21 protein-coding genes and 1 tRNA gene are annotated in these 21,517 nt (G+C 65.8%); 10 read left to right on the top strand and 12 right to left on the bottom strand.

Annotated elements, in window-relative coordinates:
- Positions 1–32: 32 nt before the first annotated feature.
- Entirely contained in the window at positions 33–773 is a 741-nt protein-coding gene (locus tag AC0QC4_RS03370) for a DUF2490 domain-containing protein (protein WP_483658302.1), read from the bottom strand.
- Positions 774–816: 43 nt separating this feature from the next.
- Between AC0QC4_RS03370 and fsa the strand changes: the two genes are divergently transcribed.
- The 6 genes from fsa (at position 817) to AC0QC4_RS03340 (ending at position 6,172) form a co-directional block, all read left to right on the top strand.
- Entirely contained in the window at positions 817–1,470 is a 654-nt protein-coding gene (fsa, locus tag AC0QC4_RS03365) for a fructose-6-phosphate aldolase (RefSeq protein ID WP_483658301.1), read from the top strand.
- A 112-nt stretch (positions 1,471–1,582) separates the two neighbouring features.
- Positions 1,583–1,735, top strand: a complete 153-nt coding sequence (locus AC0QC4_RS03360; RefSeq protein WP_483658300.1) for a hypothetical protein — start codon at positions 1,583–1,585, stop codon at positions 1,733–1,735.
- Between the two features lie 191 nt (positions 1,736–1,926).
- Entirely contained in the window at positions 1,927–4,608 is a 2,682-nt protein-coding gene (gene acnA / locus AC0QC4_RS03355; protein ID WP_483658299.1) for an aconitate hydratase AcnA, read from the top strand.
- 29 nt (positions 4,609–4,637) lie between these two features.
- On the top strand, positions 4,638–5,288 hold the full coding sequence (locus AC0QC4_RS03350) for a carboxymuconolactone decarboxylase family protein (RefSeq protein WP_483658298.1): 651 nt from the start codon (positions 4,638–4,640) through the stop codon (positions 5,286–5,288).
- Between the two features lie 4 nt (positions 5,289–5,292).
- The gene (locus AC0QC4_RS03345) at positions 5,293–5,835 is read left to right on the top strand and encodes a VOC family protein (RefSeq protein WP_483658297.1); all 543 of its coding nucleotides are present in this window, start codon (positions 5,293–5,295) and stop codon (positions 5,833–5,835) included.
- A 67-nt stretch (positions 5,836–5,902) separates the two neighbouring features.
- Positions 5,903–6,172 (top strand): CBU_0592 family membrane protein, encoded by a 270-nt coding sequence (locus AC0QC4_RS03340; protein WP_483658296.1) that lies wholly within the window; start codon positions 5,903–5,905, stop codon positions 6,170–6,172.
- Positions 6,173–6,276: 104 nt separating this feature from the next.
- On the opposite strand, the gene AC0QC4_RS03335 is transcribed toward AC0QC4_RS03340, so the two are convergent.
- Both AC0QC4_RS03335 and AC0QC4_RS03330 read right to left on the bottom strand, forming a co-directional pair.
- A tRNA-Val gene (locus AC0QC4_RS03335) sits at positions 6,277–6,352 on the bottom strand.
- 61 nt (positions 6,353–6,413) lie between these two features.
- Positions 6,414–7,334 (bottom strand): MarR family transcriptional regulator, encoded by a 921-nt coding sequence (locus AC0QC4_RS03330; protein WP_483658295.1) that lies wholly within the window; start codon positions 7,332–7,334, stop codon positions 6,414–6,416.
- Between the two features lie 294 nt (positions 7,335–7,628).
- Here AC0QC4_RS03330 and parC point away from each other — a divergent pair, with 294 nt between their 5' ends.
- Positions 7,629–9,926: a DNA topoisomerase IV subunit A gene (gene parC, locus AC0QC4_RS03325; protein ID WP_483658294.1), complete on the top strand. Its 2,298-nt coding sequence runs from the start codon at positions 7,629–7,631 to the stop codon at positions 9,924–9,926.
- Between the two features lie 166 nt (positions 9,927–10,092).
- On the top strand, positions 10,093–11,343 hold the full coding sequence (locus AC0QC4_RS03320) for a cytochrome P450 (protein ID WP_483658293.1): 1,251 nt from the start codon (positions 10,093–10,095) through the stop codon (positions 11,341–11,343).
- A 10-nt stretch (positions 11,344–11,353) separates the two neighbouring features.
- Here the strand turns inward: AC0QC4_RS03320 and AC0QC4_RS03315 are convergent, their stop codons facing one another.
- Positions 11,354–12,055, bottom strand: a complete 702-nt coding sequence (locus tag AC0QC4_RS03315; RefSeq protein WP_483658292.1) for a hypothetical protein — start codon at positions 12,053–12,055, stop codon at positions 11,354–11,356.
- A gap of 143 nt (positions 12,056–12,198) precedes the next feature.
- Here AC0QC4_RS03315 and AC0QC4_RS03310 point away from each other — a divergent pair, with 143 nt between their 5' ends.
- Positions 12,199–13,884: a putative bifunctional diguanylate cyclase/phosphodiesterase gene (locus AC0QC4_RS03310; protein ID WP_483658291.1), complete on the top strand. Its 1,686-nt coding sequence runs from the start codon at positions 12,199–12,201 to the stop codon at positions 13,882–13,884.
- Between the two features lie 24 nt (positions 13,885–13,908).
- On the opposite strand, the gene accC is transcribed toward AC0QC4_RS03310, so the two are convergent.
- From accC to pyrE, 8 genes are all read right to left on the bottom strand, one after another.
- On the bottom strand, positions 13,909–15,264 hold the full coding sequence (gene accC, locus AC0QC4_RS03305) for an acetyl-CoA carboxylase biotin carboxylase subunit (RefSeq protein WP_483658290.1): 1,356 nt from the start codon (positions 15,262–15,264) through the stop codon (positions 13,909–13,911).
- A 10-nt stretch (positions 15,265–15,274) separates the two neighbouring features.
- Positions 15,275–15,760 (bottom strand): acetyl-CoA carboxylase biotin carboxyl carrier protein, encoded by a 486-nt coding sequence (accB, locus tag AC0QC4_RS03300; protein ID WP_483658289.1) that lies wholly within the window; start codon positions 15,758–15,760, stop codon positions 15,275–15,277.
- Positions 15,761–15,819: 59 nt separating this feature from the next.
- A complete protein-coding gene (locus AC0QC4_RS03295; protein ID WP_483658288.1) occupies positions 15,820–16,260 on the bottom strand; it encodes a type II 3-dehydroquinate dehydratase in 441 nt (146 codons plus the stop codon).
- On the bottom strand, positions 16,257–17,375 hold the full coding sequence (locus AC0QC4_RS03290; RefSeq protein ID WP_483658287.1) for an AI-2E family transporter: 1,119 nt from the start codon (positions 17,373–17,375) through the stop codon (positions 16,257–16,259). Before AC0QC4_RS03290 ends, AC0QC4_RS03295 begins: the two co-directional genes overlap by 4 nt.
- A 52-nt stretch (positions 17,376–17,427) precedes the next feature.
- Positions 17,428–18,348 carry a signal peptidase I gene (lepB, locus tag AC0QC4_RS03285; protein WP_483658286.1) on the bottom strand — a complete coding sequence of 307 codons (921 nt, stop codon included), beginning with the start codon at positions 18,346–18,348 and terminating at the stop codon, positions 17,428–17,430.
- Positions 18,349–18,369: 21 nt separating this feature from the next.
- Entirely contained in the window at positions 18,370–18,783 is a 414-nt protein-coding gene (gene acpS, locus AC0QC4_RS03280; RefSeq protein WP_483658285.1) for a holo-ACP synthase, read from the bottom strand.
- A gap of 109 nt (positions 18,784–18,892) precedes the next feature.
- Entirely contained in the window at positions 18,893–19,639 is a 747-nt protein-coding gene (locus tag AC0QC4_RS03275) for a pyridoxine 5'-phosphate synthase (RefSeq protein ID WP_483658284.1), read from the bottom strand.
- On the bottom strand, positions 19,636–20,223 hold the full coding sequence (gene pyrE, locus AC0QC4_RS03270) for an orotate phosphoribosyltransferase (RefSeq protein ID WP_483658283.1): 588 nt from the start codon (positions 20,221–20,223) through the stop codon (positions 19,636–19,638). The genes AC0QC4_RS03275 and pyrE overlap by 4 nt, the downstream gene beginning before the upstream one ends.
- Before the next feature lie 212 nt (positions 20,224–20,435).
- Here pyrE and coxB point away from each other — a divergent pair, with 212 nt between their 5' ends.
- Positions 20,436–21,512, top strand: coding sequence for a cytochrome c oxidase subunit II (gene coxB, locus AC0QC4_RS03265; protein WP_483658282.1), 1,077 nt, complete (start codon positions 20,436–20,438; stop codon positions 21,510–21,512).
- Positions 21,513–21,517: the final 5 nt, after the last annotated feature.

The following is a 21,517-nucleotide window of genomic DNA, read 5'->3' as shown; positions in this document are numbered from 1 at the left end:
CAACCGCGGCGTCGGGCGGCGGTGCCGGGCCTTCAGAAGTGCAGGTCGACGGTCATCTGGATCAGATGGTCGTCGCGGTCGTCCCCGGGGCGGCGGAAGACATGCTGCCAGGTGTAGCCCGGCGCGATGCCGACTTGCGGGGTGATCCGCCAGTGCAGCGCGCTGCCCAGCCGGCTGACCGACAGGCCGGATCGCTGGCCCCACGCGGTGTCGTTGGCGGCGACGATCAGCTCCTCGCTGAACTGCGCATCCAGGCTTTGCGACAGCCGGTAGCTGGCGCGCAGCCGCTCGCGCCCGCGCCAGCCCACCTCGCCGCCGCTGTCCTGCAGCCGCTGCTCCAGCCCCACCCGCGCATCGAAGCGCCAGCGCCCGGCGGTGCCGAGCTGGGTCGCCAGCGTCTCGCCGAAGCGGTGCTCGGTGGTGTTCGGGCCGCCTTCGATCAGATTGTGGAACCAGCCATAGGTCAGCTGCACGCTGGTATCGGTGGCGATTGTCTGGCGCAAGCCGATGCGGGCGATGATCTGGCCGGTGTCGATGCTGTCGGGCCGCGAGCGGGAAATCGCGTCGAGCGTCAGCGCGGTATCGGGGTCGAGCCGGACCTCGGCGGCGACCGTCGCCCAGACCTGCGCGTCATCGGCCGCATGCGCCGGGGCCGCGCACGCGGCGGCGGCGACGAGGCCGGCCGCATGGGCGAGCGCGCGGGCACGCAGGCTGCCTCTGCCTGGCTGCCCTGTCGCGCGGGCGAGGTGGCGGCTATAGCGGGGCCGAATCATGAGCAATGCGCCTAGGCGCAGGGGACAAGGGACTGCAAGCGCAATGAAATTCTTTGCCGACACCGCCGAGATCGCCGACATCCGCGAACTGGCCGCCACCGGCCTGCTCGACGGTGTAACCACCAACCCCTCGCTGATCGCCAAGTCGGGGCGCGATTTCATCGAAGTGACCAGAGAAATCTGCGGGCTGACCGACGGTCCGGTGTCCGCCGAAGTGGTCGCGCTCGACCATGATACGATGATGAAGGAAGCGGAAATCCTGCGCCGCATCGCCGACAATGTCTGCATCAAGGTGCCGCTGACCATCGACGGCCTGAAGACCTGCAAAGCGCTGACCGGCGATGGCACCATGGTCAATGTCACCCTGTGTTTTTCCGCCAACCAGGCCCTGCTCGCGGCCAAGGCCGGGGCCACCTTCGTCTCGCCCTTCGTCGGGCGGCATGACGACAATGGCTTCGACGGCATGCAGCTGATCAGCGACATCCGGCTGATCTACGACAATTATGGTTTCGCTACGGAAATATTGGTCGCCAGCGTCCGCCACGGCATCCATGTATTGGAAGCCGCCAAGATCGGTGCCGATGTCATGACCGCCCCGCCCGCGGTCATCAAGGCGCTGTTCAAGCATGTGCTGACCGACAAGGGCATCGAAGGCTTCCTCGCCGATTGGGCCAAGACCGGGCAGAGCATCGGCTGACACTGGTCCGCCATCGATAGGCGTGATGATTGGATGGGATTGAACCATAAGCCGGTACCGGCGTTCTGCTTGCGAAACGGCGCCTGATGGCGTGAGGAGCAGGAGCAGGACCATGGAACGCCACGGCGATGAAGTTCGCGAAACCACCGAGGAAGCCCGCGCCGGCAGCACGCCCGGCATCGTGCGCTGGGTGCTGCTGATTTCGCTGACGCTGGCTGTGGTCGCGCTCAGCGTCATCTGGATGACCGGCGCCGCCTTCCGGTAAAAGCGCGTGTCGTGCCAGCATGATGCCGCAAAAGCATCGCGCGCGCCTCTTTTCCTGCAAGGGCGGGTGCGCTAAGGCACCCCCCATCGCATGATCACCCGTTTCGTCGGCGGCAGTTGCGTGAGGGAGCAGGTCGTCCCACGCATCCCCCGGACCGGCCTTCGAACGGCTCAGTACAAGGGGGAAGACGCATGACCGCCATCGGACAGGACAGCCTCGGCACGCGCAGCACGCTCAGCGTCGGCGGCAAGGACTATGCCTATTTCAGCATCGCCAAGGCCGCCGAGAAATTCGGCGATGCCTCGCGCCTGCCTTTTTCGATGAAGGTGCTGCTGGAAAATCTGCTGCGTTTCGAAGACGGCGGCTTCACCGTCTCGACCGACGATGTGAAGGCGGTGATCGACTGGCAGAAGGACCCCGGCACCAAGGACCAGCGCGAAATCCAGTATCGCCCCGCGCGCGTGCTGTTGCAGGACTTCACTGGCGTGCCCTGCGTCGTCGATCTGGCGGCAATGCGCGATGCCATCGCCAAGCTGGGCGGCGACACCAGCAAGATCAATCCGCTGGTGCCGGTGCATCTGGTCATCGACCACAGCGTGATGGTCGACGAATTCGGCCACCCCAAGGCGTTCGAACAGAATGTCGAGATCGAATATTATCGCAACGGTGAGCGCTACGACTTCCTGAAATGGGGTTCAAAGAGCCTCGACAATTTCAAGGCCGTGCCGCCAGGCACCGGCATCTGCCACCAGGTCAATCTCGAGCATATCGCGCAGGCGGTGTGGACCAGCCAGGCCGAGGACGGCGCGACCATCGCCTATCCGGATACCTGCGTCGGTACCGACAGCCACACCACCATGATCAACGGCCTCGGCGTGCTTGGCTGGGGCGTCGGCGGCATCGAGGCGGAAGCGGCGATGCTCGGCCAGCCGGTGTCGATGCTGATTCCCGAAGTCGTCGGCTTCAAGCTGACCGGCGCGCTCAAGGAAGGCGTCACCGCCACCGACCTGGTGCTGACCGCCACCCAGATGCTGCGCGCCAAGGGCGTGGTGGGCCGCTTCGTCGAATATTTCGGCCCCGGCCTGCAGTCGCTGACGCTCGCCGATCGCGCCACGCTCGCCAACATGGCGCCGGAATATGGCGCGACATGCGGCTTCTTCGGCATCGATGAGAAGACGCTGGACTATATGCGCCTCACCGGCCGCAGCGAGGAGCAGGTGGCACTGACCGAGGCCTATGCCAAGGCGCAGGGCCTGTGGCTCTATGCCGACATGCCCGATCCCGTGTTCACCGACACGCTCGAGCTCGACATGGGCAGCGTCGTGCCGTCGCTGGCAGGCCCCAAGCGCCCGCAGGACAAGGTAGTGCTCACCGAAGTCGACGATGTGTTCAACGCCGATCTCGCGGGCGTCTACAAGCATGAAGGCGTGAAGCGCGTCGCGGTCGAGGGCAAGGACCATGACATCGGCGACGGCGACGTGGTCATCGCCGCGATCACCAGCTGCACCAACACGTCGAACCCCGGCGTGCTGGTCGCCGCCGGCCTCGTCGCGCGCAAGGCCAATGCCTATGGCCTCAAGCCCAAGCCGTGGGTCAAGACCAGCCTCGCACCGGGATCGCAGGTCGTCACCGACTATCTCGACCGTGCCGGCCTGACCGCCGATCTCGACGCGGTCGGCTTCAATCTGGTCGGCTATGGCTGCACCACCTGCATCGGCAACTCCGGCCCGCTGGCGGAACCGATCAGCAAGGCGATCAACGGCAACGACATCGTCGCGGCCTCCGTCATCTCGGGTAACCGCAACTTCGAAGGCCGCGTCTCGCCCGACGTGCGCGCCAACTTCCTCGCCTCGCCGCCGCTGGTCGTCGCCTATGCGCTCAAGGGCACGGTGACCGAGGATTTCACTACCACCCCGATCGGGACCGCGCAGGATGGCAGCGCCGTCTACCTCAAGGACATCTGGCCGACCAATGCCGAGGTGCATGAGGTGATGAACGCCAATATCGACCGGGCGATGTTCGAAAGCCGCTACGCCAGCGTCTATCAGGGCGATGCGCACTGGCAGGCCATCCAGGTCGAAGGCTCCGAAACCTATCAGTGGCGCGCCGGCTCTACCTACGTCGCCAACCCGCCCTATTTCGAGGGGATGACGATGACCCCGGCCCCGGTCGGCGACATCGTCGGGGCCAAGCCGCTCGCCATCCTCGGCGATTCGATCACCACCGACCACATTTCTCCGGCCGGTTCGATCAAGGCCGACTCACCGGCGGGCAAGTGGCTGATGGAGCATCAGGTCAGCAAGGCCGATTTCAACAGCTATGGCGCGCGTCGCGGCCACCATGACGTGATGATGCGCGGCACCTTTGCCAACATCCGCATCAAGAACGAGATGGTGCCCGGCATCGAGGGCGGCATGAGCCGCTATGATGGCGAGGTGATGCCGATCTATGACGCGGCCATGGCGCACAAGGCCGACGGCACGCCGCTGGTGGTGATCGCCGGCAAGGAATATGGCACCGGATCGTCGCGCGACTGGGCGGCGAAGGGCACCAACCTGCTCGGCGTCAAGGCGGTGATCGTCGAAAGCTTCGAGCGCATCCACCGCTCGAACCTGGTCGGCATGGGCGTGCTGCCGCTGCAGTTCGAGGAAGGCACCACCCGCCAGACGCTCGGCCTGACCGGCGACGACAGCTTCACCATCACCGGCATCGCGTCGCTGCAGCCGCGCCAGACGGTTACCGTGGACGTCACCCGTCCGGACGGCTCGACCTTCAGCTTCAATGCGCTGTGCCGCATCGATACCGCCAATGAGCTCGAATATTTCATGAACGGCGGCATCCTCCACTATGTGCTGAGGAAGTTGGCGGCGTAAGGACGGAAGCGGATCGGGGGGAAGCGGACATGCCACGGTTGAGGCAGATCCCGCGCGACGAAATCTCCGATCCGTTCATCCTGCACCTGTATACCAGCCTGTTCGGCGACCGCGATCCGGTCGCCGAACCCGGCACCGCGACCGGTACGCCGGGCAATTGGTGGACGGTGTTCGCGCAGGTGCCCGATGCCTTTCGCCACACCACCGAAGGCTTCGGTTTCTATCGGTCGTCCAAGCGCCGGCTCGACCCGGTGCATCGGGAACTGGGGCAGACCCGCGCCGGCTGGCTGATCGGCTCCCGCTTCGTCTATTCGCAACATATGAAGGCGGCCCGCTTTGCCGGCCTCAGCGACGAGCAGGCCGCAGCGATCCGCCATTGGCAGGTCGCGAGCTGCTTCGATCCCGCTCAGCGCGCTGTGCTGGCGTGGACCGATGCGCTGGTGCTGCAACAGGGGCGCGCCGACGATGCCCTGTTCGCCGCGCTCGCCGAGCATCTCGACGAGGTGCAGATCATCGAGCTGACCTATGTCACCTGCACCTACATGATGCATGCGGTGATGAGCCGTGCGCTGAAACTCGAATATGACGACCTGCCCGACCCGGTGACCGAAGTGCCCGCCCCCGATGGCGCGACGGCGGATGTCATGGGCATGGTCGATCGCCGCGCAGCAGAGGATTGATCTGATGGCCTATCACCACCTTGCCCTTGCCGCACGGGACATGGCGGCCATCCACCATTTCTACGAAACGGTGATGGGTTTCGAACTGGTCAAGGTCGAGATAGCGCCGGTGATGGGCGGCGGCTGGGGCAAGCATTTCTTCTATCGCATGGACGGAGATGACAACCGCTTCATCGCCTTCTGGGAATTGAACGATACGCCGGGCGCCGAGCGCTACACTTACGATCTCAATGCTGCGGCCAACATGCCGATGGGCACCAACCATTACAGCTTTGCGGTCTCCAGCCGCGAGGAACTCGACGCCTGGCGCGAGCGCTGGACGGCGCACGGCCTCGACGTTCTCGAGATCGACCATAATTGGTGCCGCTCGGTCTATACCCGTGACCCCAATGACAATATGGTCGAATTCTGCCTGACCACCGGCACGTTCACCGCCGCCGACCGTGAGCGCGCGCTTGCTGCGCTCGGCGAACGGACCGTGCAGCCCAGCCCCCCTCCGGCCGAGATGAAGCACTGGCCTGCCGCAACGCCGGTCGCGACAGGCTGAACCAGGCCGGTGCCGGAGCTTGCTGCCGGCCATTTCCTTTCTCCGATTGCTGGGCCAGAGCGGAACGATGTTAGAGATCGCCATCGAAGTCATCGGCTGGCTCGCCGCCGCCATCATCCTTGCCAGCTATATCCTGCTGTCGCTGGGCAAGCTGGAGGCGCGGGGATATCTGTATCAATGGATGAACGTGATCGGCGCGGCCGGCTTCGTGCTCAATTCCGGCTATAATGGCGCGCTGCCCTCGGCCGGACTGAACGTCATCTGGGCGTTGATGGGCATTTTCACCTTGTGGACGGTGTGGCGCGCCCGGGGGCGGACGCGTGGGCCGTCGACATGATATCGGGTTGAGAGGGTAGGGGCCGCTCGGGCCGCATTTGATGCCGCGCTGTCGCTCGGCATTTGGCGGAGAATCGGCCCCCGGACAATGTGTTTCCCCGAAAATGGTGGGCGCTGACGGGCTCGAACCGCCGACCCTCTCGGTGTAAACGAGATGCTCTACCAACTGAGCTAAGCGCCCCCCTGTGGGGACTGCGCCTTTGCCATCGCGCTGGGGCGAAGGCAATAGGACAGGGCGGCCGCTATACGGCGAGGCGCGGGTCGGTCAGCCGGGCGCAATAGCGGTGCATTGCCTGCGCTGCGGCGTCGGACAATGTGATGAAGATGCGGCGGGCGTCGTGCACATCGGCCTGGCGGATGAACAGACCATTGTCGGTCAGCGTCTTGATCCAGCGCAGTGCGGTCGTCGCGGGCACGGCGGCGGCAATGCACAGGCTAGATACGGAGACGCGAGTCCTGTCGAGCTGCGCGGCATAGAGATCGAGCAACATGTCCCAGGCCGGGTCCGCAAACAGGTCGGCATCGAACAGTTCGTCCCGAAGCCGCCGCTGCCGGATGATGGTCCGGACATCGCGCGCGGATAGGGTTGGCCCGGCCTCGGCATCGCCAGCGCGGAAGTCGCGCCCCGGGGCGCGGACATGGTCTTCGATGAACGGGCTGGGCGGGTCGTTGCGTGGCGCAGGTTCGGCTGCCAGCCGTGCCAGCATCCGTCCGATCCGCTGCACTTCCTCCTGCAGGGTGGCGATCTGCCGGTCGCGCAACTGCTCGCTGGCGGACGACGCATGCAGCACCGGCGCGACGGCGGACAGGCGGCGCGCGAGTGCCGCCGCGATCTCGATCCCGTCCGCTTCGATCAGCAGGCTGGTGTCGGGCAATGCCCCGAACAATGCTTCGACCGGGTCGAGCGCCTCGATCCGGGTCTGCACGATCAGCGGTAAAGCCTCTGCTTCGGCACGATCGCGTAGCGTGGAGACCCATGGCGCTCCGGCATCGTCCACGCAGGCCCAGAGGAGGGTGGCCGTGATCGGCAGCCCGGCGTCCAGATGCTCCGGCGCGATGAGGGCGCACCGCAGGCCGAACGAGGCACAGGTCTGTGCCATGTCTGCCGGAACGCTGTCGCGGCCTACAAGGCCGATGGTCGGCCCATCCCGCAAGCCTGTCATGGGGCCCGGCGCCATTTGCGGAGGCTGGAAGGGATTGGGGCGGGGGTCGCGCTGTTGCATGGCCGGCATCATCCTGTGTCCGGGGGGATGCCGCCTGCCTACCACCCGACCGTTACGGGATCATAATAGGAACAAAGCGGCATCGGTGTCAATCTGGACCCAAATCGCCGCATGACTGCCAGGAGCGGTGGTTGCCCTCCATTCCGGACCTTTCTGCCGGACATGCCGTCGGCTCGGCACGGATGCGTCACGCCCTTTGCGTGACGGCGACCCCGCTGCTATCGCGCGGCGACAATGACAGATTCCGCCGACCCGACCCCGCCTGCCGCCGTTGCCGACACCCCTTTCGATAGCGCGCTTTCCGATCGCTACCTGATCTATGCGCTGTCGACGATCACCGCTCGCTCGCTGCCCGATCTGCGCGACGGGTTGAAGCCGGTCCATCGCCGGCTGTTATGGGCTATGCGCGGCCTGAGGCTCGATCCCGCGCAGGCGCACAAGAAGTCGGCACGCATCGTCGGCGAGGTGATCGGCAAATATCACCCGCATGGCGACACCGCCGCCTATGACGCGATGGTCCGCCTGGCGCAGGATTTCTCGCTGCGGTACCCATTGGTCGACGGGCAGGGCAATTACGGCAATATCGACGGCGATAATGCGGCTGCCTACCGCTACACCGAAGCCAAGCTGACCCGCGTCGCCATCGATCTGATGGCGGGTCTCGACGAAGGCACGGTCGAATTCCGCCCGACCTACAATGGCGAGGAACAGGAACCGGAGATCATGCCCGGCCTGTTCCCCAATCTGCTGGCCAATGGCGCCAGCGGCATCGCCGTGGGCATGGCAACCAATATCCCGCCCCACAACGCGGCCGAAATCATCGATGCGGCGATGCTGCTGATCGACCGGCCCGAAGCGGAGCTGGCCGATCTGCTGTCGCATGTGCAGGGGCCGGATTTCCCCACGGGCGGGCTGTTGGTGGATAGCGCCGACAGCATTGCCGCCGCCTATGCGACCGGGCGCGGCAGTTTCCGCCTGCGGGCGCGCTTTTCGACCGGGCGGCTGGAGGATGGCAGCTGGGAGGCGAGCGGTGTCGAGCGGCTGTCTGGCGGCACCTGGCAGCTGGTGGTCAGCGAAATCCCCTATGGCATCCAGAAGGGCAAGCTGATCGAGCAGATCGCCCAGATCATTGCCGACAAGAAGCTGCCGATCCTGGAGGATGTGCGCGACGAGAGCGACGAGCGCGTGCGCATCGTGCTCGAACCCAAGAGCCGCAATGTCGACCCGGATATACTCAAGGAAAGCCTGTACCGGCTTACCGATCTGGAGAGCCGCTTCGGCCTCAACCTCAACGTGCTCGATGCGACACGCACACCGCGGGTGATGGGCCTCAAAGAGGTGCTGCAGCACTGGCTGACCCACCAGTTCGACGTGCTGGTGCGCCGCACGCGGCACCGCATCGCCCGCATCGACGAGCGGCTGGAGCTGGTCGGCGGATACATCATCGCCTACCTCAATCTCGACCGGGTGATCGCCATCATCCGCTCGGAAGACGAGCCCAAGCCGGTGCTGATGGCCGAATTCGAGCTGACCGACCGGCAGGCCGAGGCGATCCTCAACATGCGGTTGCGTTCCTTGCGCAAGCTTGAGGAGATGGAGCTGATCCGCGAGCGCGAGGCGCTGGAGAAGGAGCGCAGCGAGCTGCAGGCGCTGCTCGACAGCCCGGCGCGTCAGCGCACGCGCATGAAGCGCGATCTGGCCAAGCTGCGCGAAGTCTATGGGCCGGAAACCGCGCTCGGGGCACGCCGCACCACCATCGCCGAGGCCGCTCCGGCGCGTGAGATCTCGATCGAAGCGTTCATCGAGCGCGAGCCGATCACCGTCATCCTGTCGAAGCGCGGCTGGATCCGGGCGATGCGTGGGCACATCGATGACGCCGCCAAGGCCAAGCTGACGTTCAAGGAAGGCGACGAACTGGCCTTTGCCGCCTATGCCCAGACCACTGACCGCATCCTGCTGGCCACGGCCGGCGGCCGCTTTTTCACGCTGGCGGCGGACAAGCTGCCGGGCGGGCGCGGTTTCGGCGAGCCAGTGCGGCTGATGGCGGATATAGAGGGTGAAGGCGGGGACATCGTCGCGCTGTTCGCAGCGCACCCCGGCACCAAGCGGCTGGTGGCCTCGACCAGCGGCCATGGTTTCGTCGTGACCGACGCGGATCTGGTCGCGGAGACCCGCAAGGGCAAGGCGGTGGTCAACCTCAAGTCCGGATGCCGCCTCGCGGTGGTCCGCGCCATCGCGGCCGAGGATGATTATGTTGCGGTCGTCGGCGACAATCGCAAGCTGGTGGTCTTCCCGCTCGCCGATCTGCCGGAGATGGCCCGCGGCCAAGGGGTAATGCTGCAACGCTATCGTGACGGCGGGCTATCCGATGCGCGGACGCTGGTGCTGGCGCAGGGGCTGAGCTGGCCGATGGGCGGCGACAGCGGGCGTGTAAGGACCGAAGCCGATCTGACGCTTTGGCGCGCCGCCCGCGGTGCCGCCGGGCGGATGGCCCCGTCCGGGTTCCCACGCGATCAGCGTTTCATGGCCTGAGCAAGTCCCAGCAACGCGGGCGTCCGGCGCTGCGGCCAGCCGATGCAGCAGCGCTTGTAGCGTCTGCTTCAACTCGATAAGCTCCCTCTCCGAGAGTGACCGGCGCTGCCTGGGCATGGTGCACCATGGCCGGCGAAAGCGACCGGCGCGCAAGCGGGAGAGAATAATGTCGGCCACGGCAACCATCTGCGCAGAGACAGCGCCCATCGCCCCGATCGACGTCGCCCGGCCGGAACTTTATGCCGAGGATCGCTGGCAGGCGCCGTTCCGCACGCTGCGCGCCCATGCACCGATCCAATATGTGCCCGAGTCCAAATTCGGCCCTTATTGGTCGGTGAGCAGCTACAAGCCGATTGTCCATATCGAGGCGCTGCCGAAGATATTCTCGTCCAGCTTCGAGCTTGGCGGCATCACGCTTGGCATCGAACCGCACCGTTCACGTCCGGGCGAACGCCGCCTGCCACAGTTCATCGCGATGGACCCGCCGCGTCACACCGGCCAGCGTCGCACCGTTGCCCCGGCGTTCGGCCCCAGCGAAGTCGCCGCGATGCGGGCGGAGGCGCAGGCGCGCACGGGCGCGCTGCTGGACAGTCTGCCGATCGGTGTGCCGTTCGATTGGGTCGAGCGGGTGTCGATCGAGCTGACCACAGGCATGCTGGCCAAGATCTTCGGCTTTCCATGGGAAGAACGTGCGAAGCTGACGCGCTGGTCGGATGCCGGCGGCAATGTCGACGCCATTGTCGCCGAGGGCGGCTGGGACCGGTTCAATGCCGAAATGGAAGAGATGGGTGCCGCCTTTGCCGACCTGTGGCAACAGCGCGTCGCCAATCCGGGCCACGATCTCATCTCGGTGATGCTCCAGTCCGAGGCGATGCAGGCGATGGACCCGATCGAGTTCATCGGCAATCTGATCCTGTTCATCGTTGGCGGCAATGACACGACCCGCAACACCATGTCGGCCTATGCCTACGGCCTGTCGCAATTCCCCGACGAGCGCCGCAAGCTGGAAGCGGACTCGTCGCTGATCCCCAACGCGGTGCAGGAGCTGATTCGCTGGCAGACGCCGCTGTCCTACATGCGCCGCACGGTCACCGAGGATGTCGAGGTCGACGGAGCACGGATGAAACAGGGGGACATGGTCGCGCTCTGGTATCTCTCCGCCAACCGCGACGAAAGCGTGTTCGCGGATGGCGACCGCATCATCGTCGATCGCGCCAATGCGCGGCGGCACCTGTCCTTCGGCTATGGCATCCACCGCTGCGTCGGCGCGCGCGTGGCCGAACTGCAGCTGGTCGTGCTGCTGGAGGAGATGGCCAAGCGGCGGCTGCGGGTCGAGTGTGTCGAAGAGCCGGTGCGCGTACCGGCCAGCTTCGTGCATGGGTATTCGCGGATGATGGTCGAAGTGTCCACCTATTGATCGATTGCTATCAAGCTGAAACGAATGCCGCGAAAATGCGCGCTGCAGGCGCATCCTCCATGCTTTCCAGCGCCTTCAATATGGCAATGCCCCCGGAACACTGCCCTGGCGCCGACATGCCGAAGAAGCCGTTGCCGATGGCGGCATCGATTGTTGCCTGATCGGCCCCGGCGCTGCGCAAGCCGGCGGAAAAGGCGTTGATGTCGCTTTGGCCGATCGAATCGCGGCTGCGATCGACCGGCTGCATCCGGCCAGCTGCAGCAGCGCGCAGGACCGCCACCGTGGAATCGGACAAGCCGGATTTCACCGACGCATCGGCATCGGGAACCGTTACCGATCCGCCCATCACATAAGCGGCGCATTGTTCCACAGCATGTGCCTGCAATGCCTCGGCGGCGATGCGCTGGCTGCGGATGACGGCCTCCAGATTGGCTTGCGGTGCAGCAGCAAGATGCTGCTTGTTCTGTTCGACTACGCGGCTGAAGGCTTGCGCCGCGGTCATTCGGAACTGCTCCGGCGTCCCACCCGCGGCGATCAGAGCAATCAGCCGCTGGCGCAGGGCGGCATGCTCCTGAGGGAAGGTTTCTTCCATCGCCGCCATGATGCGCGCGGCTCCCGGTTCCGCCGCGATTTCCCGGTCGAATTGCTGCTCGGGCGTCTCCGGCGCGCAGCTCGCCAGCAGAATGACGGAAAGCAAAGCCAGCGATCGCATGGTCGATATCTCCAATACCGAAGTTGAGCCACTGCAGGGCAGCTGACGCCCACTTTGTGCTGCCTTTCCCCATCTCTTGCAACTGGCCAGTAGCAGGCGCGATACAACGCTTTGTTCATGGATTGCCCGCATAGCTATTGCCCATGACTCGCGCCGCCACCTCCCGGGTTACGCAGGCCCCTGCGAAAAGCGACAGCTTTGGCTGGCTCGAAGCGATGCCGCATGCCGCTGCCATCATTGCATTGCGCGGTGAAACGCTCGATGCGCCATGGCGCAACCAGCGGTTCGAACGGCTGATTGGCACCTTTCAGACAGTGGTGACCGATTCGGCATTGTACCGGGCCTGTGTCGATGTCGTATCGGGGAGCAAAGGCGACGCTGCCCTAATCTGGGAGCAGGGTGGCTTCCAGAGCCGCGTGTTCGAAGCCGCCGTGCGCCCGCTCGAACCGGGCAGGGCTCTGCTCAGCCTGATCGACCGCACAACGCTGGTGCGATCCGAGGCGAATCTGCGCCGCGAGCTTCTGTCGGACAGCCTGACGGGCCTGCCCAACCGCGCCGGCTTTGGCGAGAATCTGGAAAAGCGGCTGCTCGAACGGCTGCCGCATGGCCAAGTGCTCACGCTGCTGGTGATCGATCTCAAGCGGTTCAGCCGGATCAACGAAAGCGTCGGTGCGCTGGCCGGCGACGAGCTGTTGCTCACCGTTGCCCGCCGCCTGCGCCAGCAGACCCGCGCCACCGATCTGCTCGCGCGAATCGGCGGGGACGAATTCGCGCTGCTGTCCTTGACGCGTCCCGACGAAGATGGCGCCCGCAGCCTCGCGGTGCGCGTGCGCGAGACGTTCGACGCGCCGTTCCGCATCGGCGATCTGATGATCAACGTCGATTGCGCGGTCGGCGGAATTGCCGAAGTCACCCGGCCGCCGGCCGGGGAGAGCGATCAGGGCGATGCGGCCGACATGCTGCGCCAGGCCCAGATCGCGCTCAAGCAGGCCAAGCATAACGCTGAAGGCGTCGCTTTCTACGAGCCGGTCGCGCTAGCGCGGCTGCACAAGCGCTTCGACCGCGAGACTGCGCTGAGGCACGCGATCGACGAAGAACGGCTGTCGCTCGCCTTCCAGCCGCTGGTCGACATGAAACAGCGCAAGGTCGTCGGCTTCGAAGCCCTGGCACGCTGGACCCATGAGGGCGAGGTGGTGTCTCCCGCCGAGTTCGTGCCGATCGCCGAGGACAGCGGGCTGATCGTGCCGATGGGGCGGCTGGTGCTGGCCCGCGCGATGGAAACGCTGCGCAGTTGGGACGAGCGGGCCTCGCGCCCGGTGCCGGTCCATATGTCGGTCAATGTCTCGCCGATCCAGCTCGCGCGTGACGACATCGTCGGCGTGGTCAAGGGCGTGCTCGCCCAGCAACGCATGACCGGCCACCGGCTGATGATCGAAGTGACCGAAAGTTCGGTGGTGGAGAATGCCGAGGCGTCGGATGCCATCCTGCGCGCGCTGGTGGCGCTCGATGTCCGCATCGCCATGGACGATTTCGGCACCGGTTATTCCAACATTGCCAGCCTGCAGCGCCTGCCCATCGACACGCTCAAGATCGACCGCAGCCTGGTGGCAGGCATCGACACCAGCGCCGACAGTCTGGCCATCGTCCGGACCATCCATCGGCTGGGCGAGGCGCTGGGGCTCAAGACCACCGCCGAGGGGATCGAGACAGAGACCGTGGCGCAGCAGGTCGCAGCGATCGGTTGCCATACCGGCCAGGGCTATCTGTTTTCGCGGCCGCTCGATGCCGATGCCGCCTTCGCCGCATGGCAGCGCACGGCAGGCCGCTAGCGCCGGCCTACCCGCTCCGGACTTTCAGCTCTGGGCTTCCTGCGCGGCCAGCCATTCTTCCAGCCACTTGATCGTGTAATTGCCGTCGATGACATCGGCCTCGCGCAGCAGGGCCTGGTGCAGCGGGATGTTGGTCTTGATCCCGTCGATCACCATTTCCTCGAGCGCGCGGCGCATCCGCATCATGCAGCTTTGCCGGGAGCGGCCGTAAACGATCAGCTTGGCCACCATCGAATCATAATAGGGCGGCACCCGGTAACCGGCGTAGAGTCCGCTATCGACGCGGACATGCATCCCGCCGGCGGGGTGATAGGCCTTCACCAGCCCCGGCGAGGGTGCGAAGCTACGCGGATCCTCGGCATTGAGGCGGCATTCGATGGCGTGGCCGCGAAACTCCAGATCCTCCTGACGGACCGAGAGGGGGTGGCCGGAGGCGATGCGAATCTGCTCGCGCACCAGATCGAAGCCCGTGATCATCTCGGTCACCGGGTGCTCGACCTGGATGCGGGTGTTCATCTCGATGAAATAGAATTGCCCGTCTTCCCACAGGAATTCGATCGTGCCTGCACCACGATAGCCCATGCCCGCCATGGCATCGGCGCAGATCTTGCCCATGCGCGCGCGCTCGTCGGCGGAGATGACGGGGGAGGGGGCTTCTTCCAGCACCTTCTGGTGGCGGCGTTGCAGCGAACAGTCCCGCTCGCCAAGATGGATGGCATTGCCATTGCCGTCGCCGAACACCTGGAATTCGATGTGGCGCGGATTGCCCAGATATTTTTCGATATAGACGGTCGCGTCGCCGAACGCCGCCTTGGCTTCGCTGCCCGCCTGCGCGATCAGGGTTTCAAGCTCGTCCGGGCCGGTGCACACTTTCATGCCGCGCCCGCCGCCACCCGACGCTGCCTTGATGATCACCGGATAGCCGGCAGCCTCGGCAATCGCCTGCGCTTCGGCCAGCTCGCTGACCGCGCCGTCGCTGCCGGGCACCAGCGGCAGGCCCAGCGCGCCGGCGGTGCGCTTGGCTTCGATCTTGTCGCCCATGGTGCGGATATGCTCGGGCTTGGGCCCGACGAAGGCGATGCCGTGAGCCTCGATGATCTCGGCAAAGCGTGCATTCTCCGACAGGAAGCCATAGCCTGGGTGGATGGCGTCGGCCCCGCTGATCTCGGCGGCAGAGATGATCGCCGGGATGTTGAGATAGCTGTCCTTCGCGGCGGGCGGCCCGATGCAGATCGCCTCGTCGGCCAGCCGGACGTGCATCGCATCGGCGTCGGCGGTGGAATGCACCGCCACGGTCTTGATGCCCATTTCATGACAGGCGCGGTGGATGCGCAGCGCGATCTCGCCGCGGTTGGCGATCAGCAGCTTTTCAATAGCCATGCTGTGCGGCTCAGCTGATCACGAACAGCGGCTGGTCGAACTCGACCGGCTGCCCGCTTTCGACCAGCATCGCGGTCAATGTCCCGCCACGTGGCGCGGCAATCGCGTTCATCACCTTCATCGCTTCGATGATGATGATCGTATCGCCTTCCTTGACGCTGTCGCCCACCGACTTGAAGGGGGCGGCGCCCGGCTCGGGCGTAAGATAGGCTGTGCCGACCATCGGGGATTTGACCGCATTGGCATCGCCGGCGGCCGGTGCAGCGGCCTCGCTGGCGGCAGCCGGGGCCGGAGCGGCGGCGGCGGCAGGCGCTGCCATGGCGGGCGCAGGGGCGGTATAAGCGACCGGCGCTGCGGCAAGCTGGCGGGCAACGCGAATCTTGCGATCGCCATCCTCCACCTCGATTTCGCTGAGATCGGTGTCGGCCACGAGCTGTGCCAGTTCGCGCACCAGCGCGATATCGACCTTCATGCCGTGCGGTTTGTCATCGGACATTGTCTGCTGTTCCCGAAGCTGTTGGTGGCGTCCCCGCGCCACTGATGGGGCTGCTATAGTCAGAGAGCGGCGGCGGCGTCCAGCGCGAGCGCATAGGAGCGTGTACCATGCCCGGCGAAACAGGCCCGGGCAGCCATGCCTACATAGCTGATATGGCGGAAGGATTCGCGCGTCATCGGGTCAGAGAGATGCACTTCGATGACCGGGGTGCGGATCGACTTTATGGCATCGAGCAGCGCGATCGAGCTGTGCGTATAGGCACCCGCGTTGAGCAGGACCGCCTTGGCTCCTGCGCCATGCGCCTCGTGCAGCCAGTCGACCAGCACGCCTTCATGGTTGGTCTGCCGGAAGTCGATGGCGAGCCCCAGCCCGGCGGCCTGCGCCTCCAGCATCGTGCGGATGTCGTCCAGCGTCTGCGTGCCGTAAATGTCCGGTTCGCGTGTGCCGAGCAGGTTGAGATTGGGGCCGTTGAGGACGAGGATGCGCGGCAGGGCAGTCATGCGGCGGGCGGCTCCGCTGCCCGGCGGGCGATTCGCGCGGCCACACCGCTGCGCTGGGCGCTCTCCTCTTTCGTTTCCGCCTCGACGACCTTGGCATCGCGGTCGGCGCTCTTTTCGAGGAAGGTCTTGATCATCGCCACGATCGGGTCGGCGAGTGCGAGGCCGAGGATGCCGAACAGCGCGCCGAACAGCAGCTGCGCGCCCAGCACCAGCGCCGGGGCGAGATCGACGGTGCGTTTGGCGACCATCGGTACGATGATATTGCCGTCCACCGTCTGCACCACGATGTAGACCGCCAGCGCATACAGCCCGCCATCGACGCCGATCGAAAAGCCCACCAGCACCATCAGCACGCCGGAGATGATCGCGCCGACATTGGGGATGAACACCAGCAGGCCGGTGATGATGCCGAGCAGCAGCGCCATCGGGATGCCGTAGATTTCGAGCAGGATCCAGGTGGCGACGCCCTCGATCAACATGCCCAGCAGCCGCCCGGCCATCAGGCGGCGCAGCGTGAAGCCCATTTTGTCGGCGACATCGTAGAAGTGCGCGCGCTCGCTGGTCGGCAACAGCCAGGCGATGCCGCGCTCATAGTTGCGCGGCTCTATGGCGATGAAGATGCCGAGCACGAAAATCAGGAACATGGAGGTCAGCGCACCCAGCACGCTGCCGACCACTGCGGTCACCCGGCCAACCGATCCGGCGGCATATTCGACCAGCTTGGCCGGGTCGAAGGCGGGCACCTCGATGCCGTTGGCCTGGGCCAGGGCCAGCCCGCGCTCGATCTGCAGGATCACCGTGTCCTGCAGCTCGAAGGCCTGTTGCGTCAGCTGCTGCCCGGCATAGACCACCACCCAGCCGAGGAAGCCGACCATCGCCAGCAGGATGATCGCCAGCCGCCAGCCTCGGCCGATCGGCAACACCCGCCCGAGCAGGCGCGTGCCGCCGTCGAGCATGGTGGCAAAGACGATAGCAGCGACGATCAGCAGCAGCGGCTGGGCGAGCAGCCAGACCAATGCGACCGCGACGATCAGGCCGATCCACACCGATGCCCGCTGCAGCTCCTGCCGCACCAGCGGATTGCGCATTTCGTTGGGGCCGGGTGTCTCGCTCATCATCGTCCCCCTTCAGGGCAGCGGGCGCTCACTGGCGCTCGCGCCGCTCAACTCACCGGCCTGCCGCAGGTTGCGCGCGCGGCGGCGGCGTGTGTCCGGGGCGCAGGCTGGTCCCGGCGCGGCCCGAGCGCATCGAGGTGAACCAGCTGATCGGATTGTACCAGCTCGCGCTGCCATCGAGGCTGAAGGTGATGAACTCCGCCCGACCACCCAGATTTTCCAGCGGCACCGGTCCGCCCAGACCCTTGTAGTTGATGTCGGAGGGGAAGCGCCCGTCCGAGCTGTTGTCGCGATTGTCGCCCATCAGGAAAACGTGGCCGGCCGGCACGGTGATCGGCCCGAAATCGTCGGCACAGGGCGCACCGGGGATGCAGCGCTGATAGCCATTGTCGATGGTGTCATAGAAGGTGCCATCGGGCAGCGTTTCCCGGACGATGTCGACGGTGCACACCCGCTGGCCGCTCTGCGATGTCTCTTCCCGGCCGGTGCAGCCATCGCGGTCATCGGCCGGATCGTCGATATTGAGATCGATGGGGATGGATCGCGACGGCATGACCTCGCTTTTCACCGGCACGCCATTGAGCCAAAGCCGCCCGGCGCGCATCTCCACGGTGTCGCCAGGCAGACCGATGACCCGCTTGATATAGTCGGTGCGCACGCCGTTGGGTTCGACGATGGCGATATCGCCACGCGCGGGCAATCGCCCGAACAGTCGGCCGGAGAAGCGTGGGGCAAGGTGGAAGCTGACCGACGCAAACGACCAGCCATAAGGGTATTTGCTGACCACCAGCCGGTCGCCCTTGAGCAGCCCCGGCATCATCGACGCCGAAGGGATGTAAAAGGGCTTGGCGATGAAGCTGTGGATGCACAGCACGATGAACAGCAGGAAGGCGAGGTTGCGCAGCTCTTCAAGCCAGCTGGTCTGCTGCTTGTCGGTGGAGCCGGCGTCGGCGGCCAATGCGGTATCGGTCAAGGCAGGGGTCTTTCGCGCTGGTCAGGCCGCCGGGGGGATCGGCAATGCCTCGAGTATCACAAATGCTTGTGCCCAGGGATGGTCGTCGGTCAAGGTCAAATGGATGCGGACCTGGTGCCCCGCTGGCGTGAGTTCGGCGAGCCGTGCCGCCGCGCCGCCGGTCAGCGCCAGCGTCGGCGCGCCCGAAGGGGCGTTGACCACGCCGATATCCTTCATGAACACGCCACGCTTGAAACCGGTGCCGACGGCCTTGCTGAACGCTTCCTTGGCCGCAAAGCGCTTGGCCAGCGTTCCCGCCTTGGTGAACGGGCGACGGTTGGCCTTTGCCTGTTCGACAGCGGTGAACACCCGCTGCTCGAAGCGCGTGCCGAACCGGTCGAGCGATGCCTGGATACGCTCGATATTGCACAGGTCGGAGCCGAGACCGATAATCATGACGGCCCCATCAGGACGTATTCCCGGACGTGATCCGGGGACGCTGACGGACTGGCGCTCGGTCCAGATAGACCGCGGCTCAAGGTCGGGGTGACGGGGCGGTTGCGCCTCACCGCGCCTCGTCCATCAGTGCGCGCATCCGCGAAACGCTCGCTTCCAGCCCCACGAAAATCGCCTCGCCGATCAGATAGTGGCCGATGTTGAGTTCGGCGATCTGCGGGATGGCGGCAATCGGTACGACATTGTCGAAGGTGAGGCCATGCCCTGCGTGCGGTTCGATGCCGTTTTTCGCGGCCAGCGCGGCCGCATCGGCGAGCCGCTTCAGCTCCGCTGCGCGGTCGGGTCCGTCGGCCAGATGCGCGTAACGCCCGGTATGCAACTCGACGACCGGGGCGCGCAGGCGGATGGCAGCGTCGATCTGCCGCGCGTCGGGCTCGATGAACAGGCTGACGCGGATGCCGGCATCGGCCAGACGGGCGACGATCGGGGCGAGGTGGTTGTGCTGTCCCGCGGCATCCAGTCCGCCCTCGGTCGTGCGTTCCTCGCGCCGCTCGGGCACGATGCAGGCGGCGTGCGGCTTGTGGCGCAGCGCGATGGCCAGCATTTCTTCCGTGGCCGCCATCTCCAGGTTCAAAGGAAGATCGGTCGCCGCCATGATCCGCGCCAGATCCTCGTCGCGGATATGGCGCCGGTCTTCGCGCAAGTGCGCCGTGATCCCGTCGGCACCGAAGCGCGCGACAATCTCTGCGGCGCGTACCGGATCGGGGTGGTCGCCCCCGCGCGCGTTGCGGATGGTCGCCACATGGTCGATGTTGACGCCCAGCCTCAGCCGCGGGACAGGGGCGCGCTCGGTCATGCCGGCGCCTTGCGGCTGCCCGGCTTGACAGCTGGCGTTGCCGCCAACTCGACCGGCAGCGCGTCCGCCGCATAGGTTGGGAAATTGAGGGCGATCAGCGCGGTGTAAGGGACGCCAAGGTCGACCTCGCCGCCCGACCGGTCGACCAGGCTGCAGGCGGCCACGACATGGCCTCCCTCCGCCTCGATTGCCTTGATCGCTTCCCGCGACGACAGGCCGGTGGTGACGACGTCTTCGACCAGCAGCACCTTCGCGCCCGCTGGAATCGCAAAGCCGCGGCGCAGCTCGAACTGGCCATCGGGCCGTTCCACGAACATCGCCGGTCGCGATAGGGCACGGCCCATTTCATGCCCGATGATCACGCCGCCCATGGCGGGTGAGATGACGACATCGATCTCGGCGCGCAGCTCGCGCGGCAGCTTCTGGGCGAGGGCAACGGCCAGCCGTCCCGCCCGGTCGGTGTCCATCAGGACCCGTGCGCATTGCAGGTAATGGGCGCTGTGCCGGCCCGAGGAAAGCAGGAAATGGCCGGACAATAATGCATCCGCGGCGCGGAATTCGGCCAGTATCTCGTCTTCTGTCATGAATTTTTCCGATAGTGCCCGGTTGAGGGGGTTGGCAGGCCCGATGCGCCTTAGTGGCGCTTGTGAGCCGCGACAAGCCGGTCTATAGCGCCGCCAAATCGAGCCGGCCTGCAACAGCAGAGCGGACGCGAAAGACGTTAGTGCAAACTGTCCTGCACGTCATGTTTGGCGGCTGGACGGCCATGATTCGACCGGGGTGAACCGAGATAGCCATGCAGATGTTCAAGCGCCTGTTCCTTGCGACGATGATCGCGATAACCCCGTTGGCGGCCCATGCCGCGGCGCCCGCACCGGTGGCCACCGCCCCCGCTGCCGCGCCGGCTGCCGATGTTCCGGCATCCGCCGCCCCGGCTGCAGCAACGACCGACGCGGCGAGCGCCGCAGCGCCCGCCGCTGCTGCGCCGGCGTTCGATCACGCCCGCCCCGTCGATGGCATCGGCCAGCCCGTCGCCAAGGGCATCGACTTCCAGCCGCAGGTGACCGAAAACGGCCGCTACGCGAAGTGGATGAACGATGCGCTGCTCATCCCGATGATGGCCTTCGTCTCGCTCATCGTGCTCGGCCTGATGCTGTGGATCGTCACCCGTTATCGCGCCGCAGCCAATCCGGTGCCGTCGAAGACGACCCACAATACGACCATCGAAGTCATCTGGACGCTGGTCCCGGTCCTCATTCTGGTGGCCATCGCAGTGCCATCCATCGACCTGCTCGCCAAGCAATATGCCCCGCCGCCCCGCGATGCACTGACGGTCAAGGTGACCGGCTACCAGTGGTACTGGGGTTATGAATATCCTGACCAGGGTATCTCCGAGATCACCTCGCGCATGCTGGACCGTGAAACGGCAGCGGCGCGTGGCGAGCCTTTCCAGCTTGCCGTCGATGAGCGCATGGTCGTCCCCGTCAATCGCACCGTCAAGCTGATCGTGACTGGCTCCGATGTGATCCACAGCTGGGCCGTGCCTGCCCTGTGGACCAAGATGGACGCGGTTCCCGGTCGTCTCAACGAAGTGACCTTCCGTGCCGACCGGATCGGCGTCTATTATGGCCAGTGTTCGGAGCTTTGCGGCATCGATCATGCCTTCATGCCGATCGCCGTCGAGGTGGTCAGCGAGGCCGATTTCGCTCGCTGGGTGGCGAGCAAGGGTGGCTCGGTGACACCGGCTGCCGCGGCTGCGCCGACCGCCGCCGCTCCTGCCGCCACCGCTCCGGCACCGGCTGCTCCGGCACCGGCCGCTGCAACGCCTGCGCCGACCGCTGCCGCCCCTGCCGCTGCGCCCGCAGCCAACTGATTTCG

The sequence above is a fragment of the Sphingomonas sp. jy18 genome (assembly GCF_056931895.1).
This window is presented reverse-complemented; position numbering and strand designations above follow the sequence as displayed.

What these genes read in the sequence shown, in the direction of transcription:
- AC0QC4_RS03370 (WP_483658302.1), bottom strand. Translation starts at nt 773, where the DNA reads ATGATTCGGCCCCGCTATAGCCGCCACCTCGCCCGCGCGACAGGGCAG.
- fsa (WP_483658301.1), top strand. Translation starts at nt 817, where the DNA reads ATGAAATTCTTTGCCGACACCGCCGAGATCGCCGACATCCGCGAACTG.
- AC0QC4_RS03360 (WP_483658300.1), top strand. Translation starts at nt 1,583, where the DNA reads ATGGAACGCCACGGCGATGAAGTTCGCGAAACCACCGAGGAAGCCCGC.
- acnA (WP_483658299.1), top strand. Translation starts at nt 1,927, where the DNA reads ATGACCGCCATCGGACAGGACAGCCTCGGCACGCGCAGCACGCTCAGC.
- AC0QC4_RS03350 (WP_483658298.1), top strand. Translation starts at nt 4,638, where the DNA reads ATGCCACGGTTGAGGCAGATCCCGCGCGACGAAATCTCCGATCCGTTC.
- AC0QC4_RS03345 (WP_483658297.1), top strand. Translation starts at nt 5,293, where the DNA reads ATGGCCTATCACCACCTTGCCCTTGCCGCACGGGACATGGCGGCCATC.
- AC0QC4_RS03340 (WP_483658296.1), top strand. Translation starts at nt 5,903, where the DNA reads ATGTTAGAGATCGCCATCGAAGTCATCGGCTGGCTCGCCGCCGCCATC.
- AC0QC4_RS03330 (WP_483658295.1), bottom strand. Translation starts at nt 7,334, where the DNA reads ATGACAGGCTTGCGGGATGGGCCGACCATCGGCCTTGTAGGCCGCGAC.
- parC (WP_483658294.1), top strand. Translation starts at nt 7,629, where the DNA reads ATGACAGATTCCGCCGACCCGACCCCGCCTGCCGCCGTTGCCGACACC.
- AC0QC4_RS03320 (WP_483658293.1), top strand. Translation starts at nt 10,093, where the DNA reads ATGTCGGCCACGGCAACCATCTGCGCAGAGACAGCGCCCATCGCCCCG.
- AC0QC4_RS03315 (WP_483658292.1), bottom strand. Translation starts at nt 12,055, where the DNA reads ATGCGATCGCTGGCTTTGCTTTCCGTCATTCTGCTGGCGAGCTGCGCG.
- AC0QC4_RS03310 (WP_483658291.1), top strand. Translation starts at nt 12,199, where the DNA reads ATGACTCGCGCCGCCACCTCCCGGGTTACGCAGGCCCCTGCGAAAAGC.
- accC (WP_483658290.1), bottom strand. Translation starts at nt 15,264, where the DNA reads ATGGCTATTGAAAAGCTGCTGATCGCCAACCGCGGCGAGATCGCGCTG.
- accB (WP_483658289.1), bottom strand. Translation starts at nt 15,760, where the DNA reads ATGTCCGATGACAAACCGCACGGCATGAAGGTCGATATCGCGCTGGTG.
- AC0QC4_RS03295 (WP_483658288.1), bottom strand. Translation starts at nt 16,260, where the DNA reads ATGACTGCCCTGCCGCGCATCCTCGTCCTCAACGGCCCCAATCTCAAC.
- AC0QC4_RS03290 (WP_483658287.1), bottom strand. Translation starts at nt 17,375, where the DNA reads ATGAGCGAGACACCCGGCCCCAACGAAATGCGCAATCCGCTGGTGCGG.
- acpS (WP_483658285.1), bottom strand. Translation starts at nt 18,783, where the DNA reads ATGATTATCGGTCTCGGCTCCGACCTGTGCAATATCGAGCGTATCCAG.
- AC0QC4_RS03275 (WP_483658284.1), bottom strand. Translation starts at nt 19,639, where the DNA reads ATGACCGAGCGCGCCCCTGTCCCGCGGCTGAGGCTGGGCGTCAACATC.
- pyrE (WP_483658283.1), bottom strand. Translation starts at nt 20,223, where the DNA reads ATGACAGAAGACGAGATACTGGCCGAATTCCGCGCCGCGGATGCATTA.
- coxB (WP_483658282.1), top strand. Translation starts at nt 20,436, where the DNA reads ATGCAGATGTTCAAGCGCCTGTTCCTTGCGACGATGATCGCGATAACC.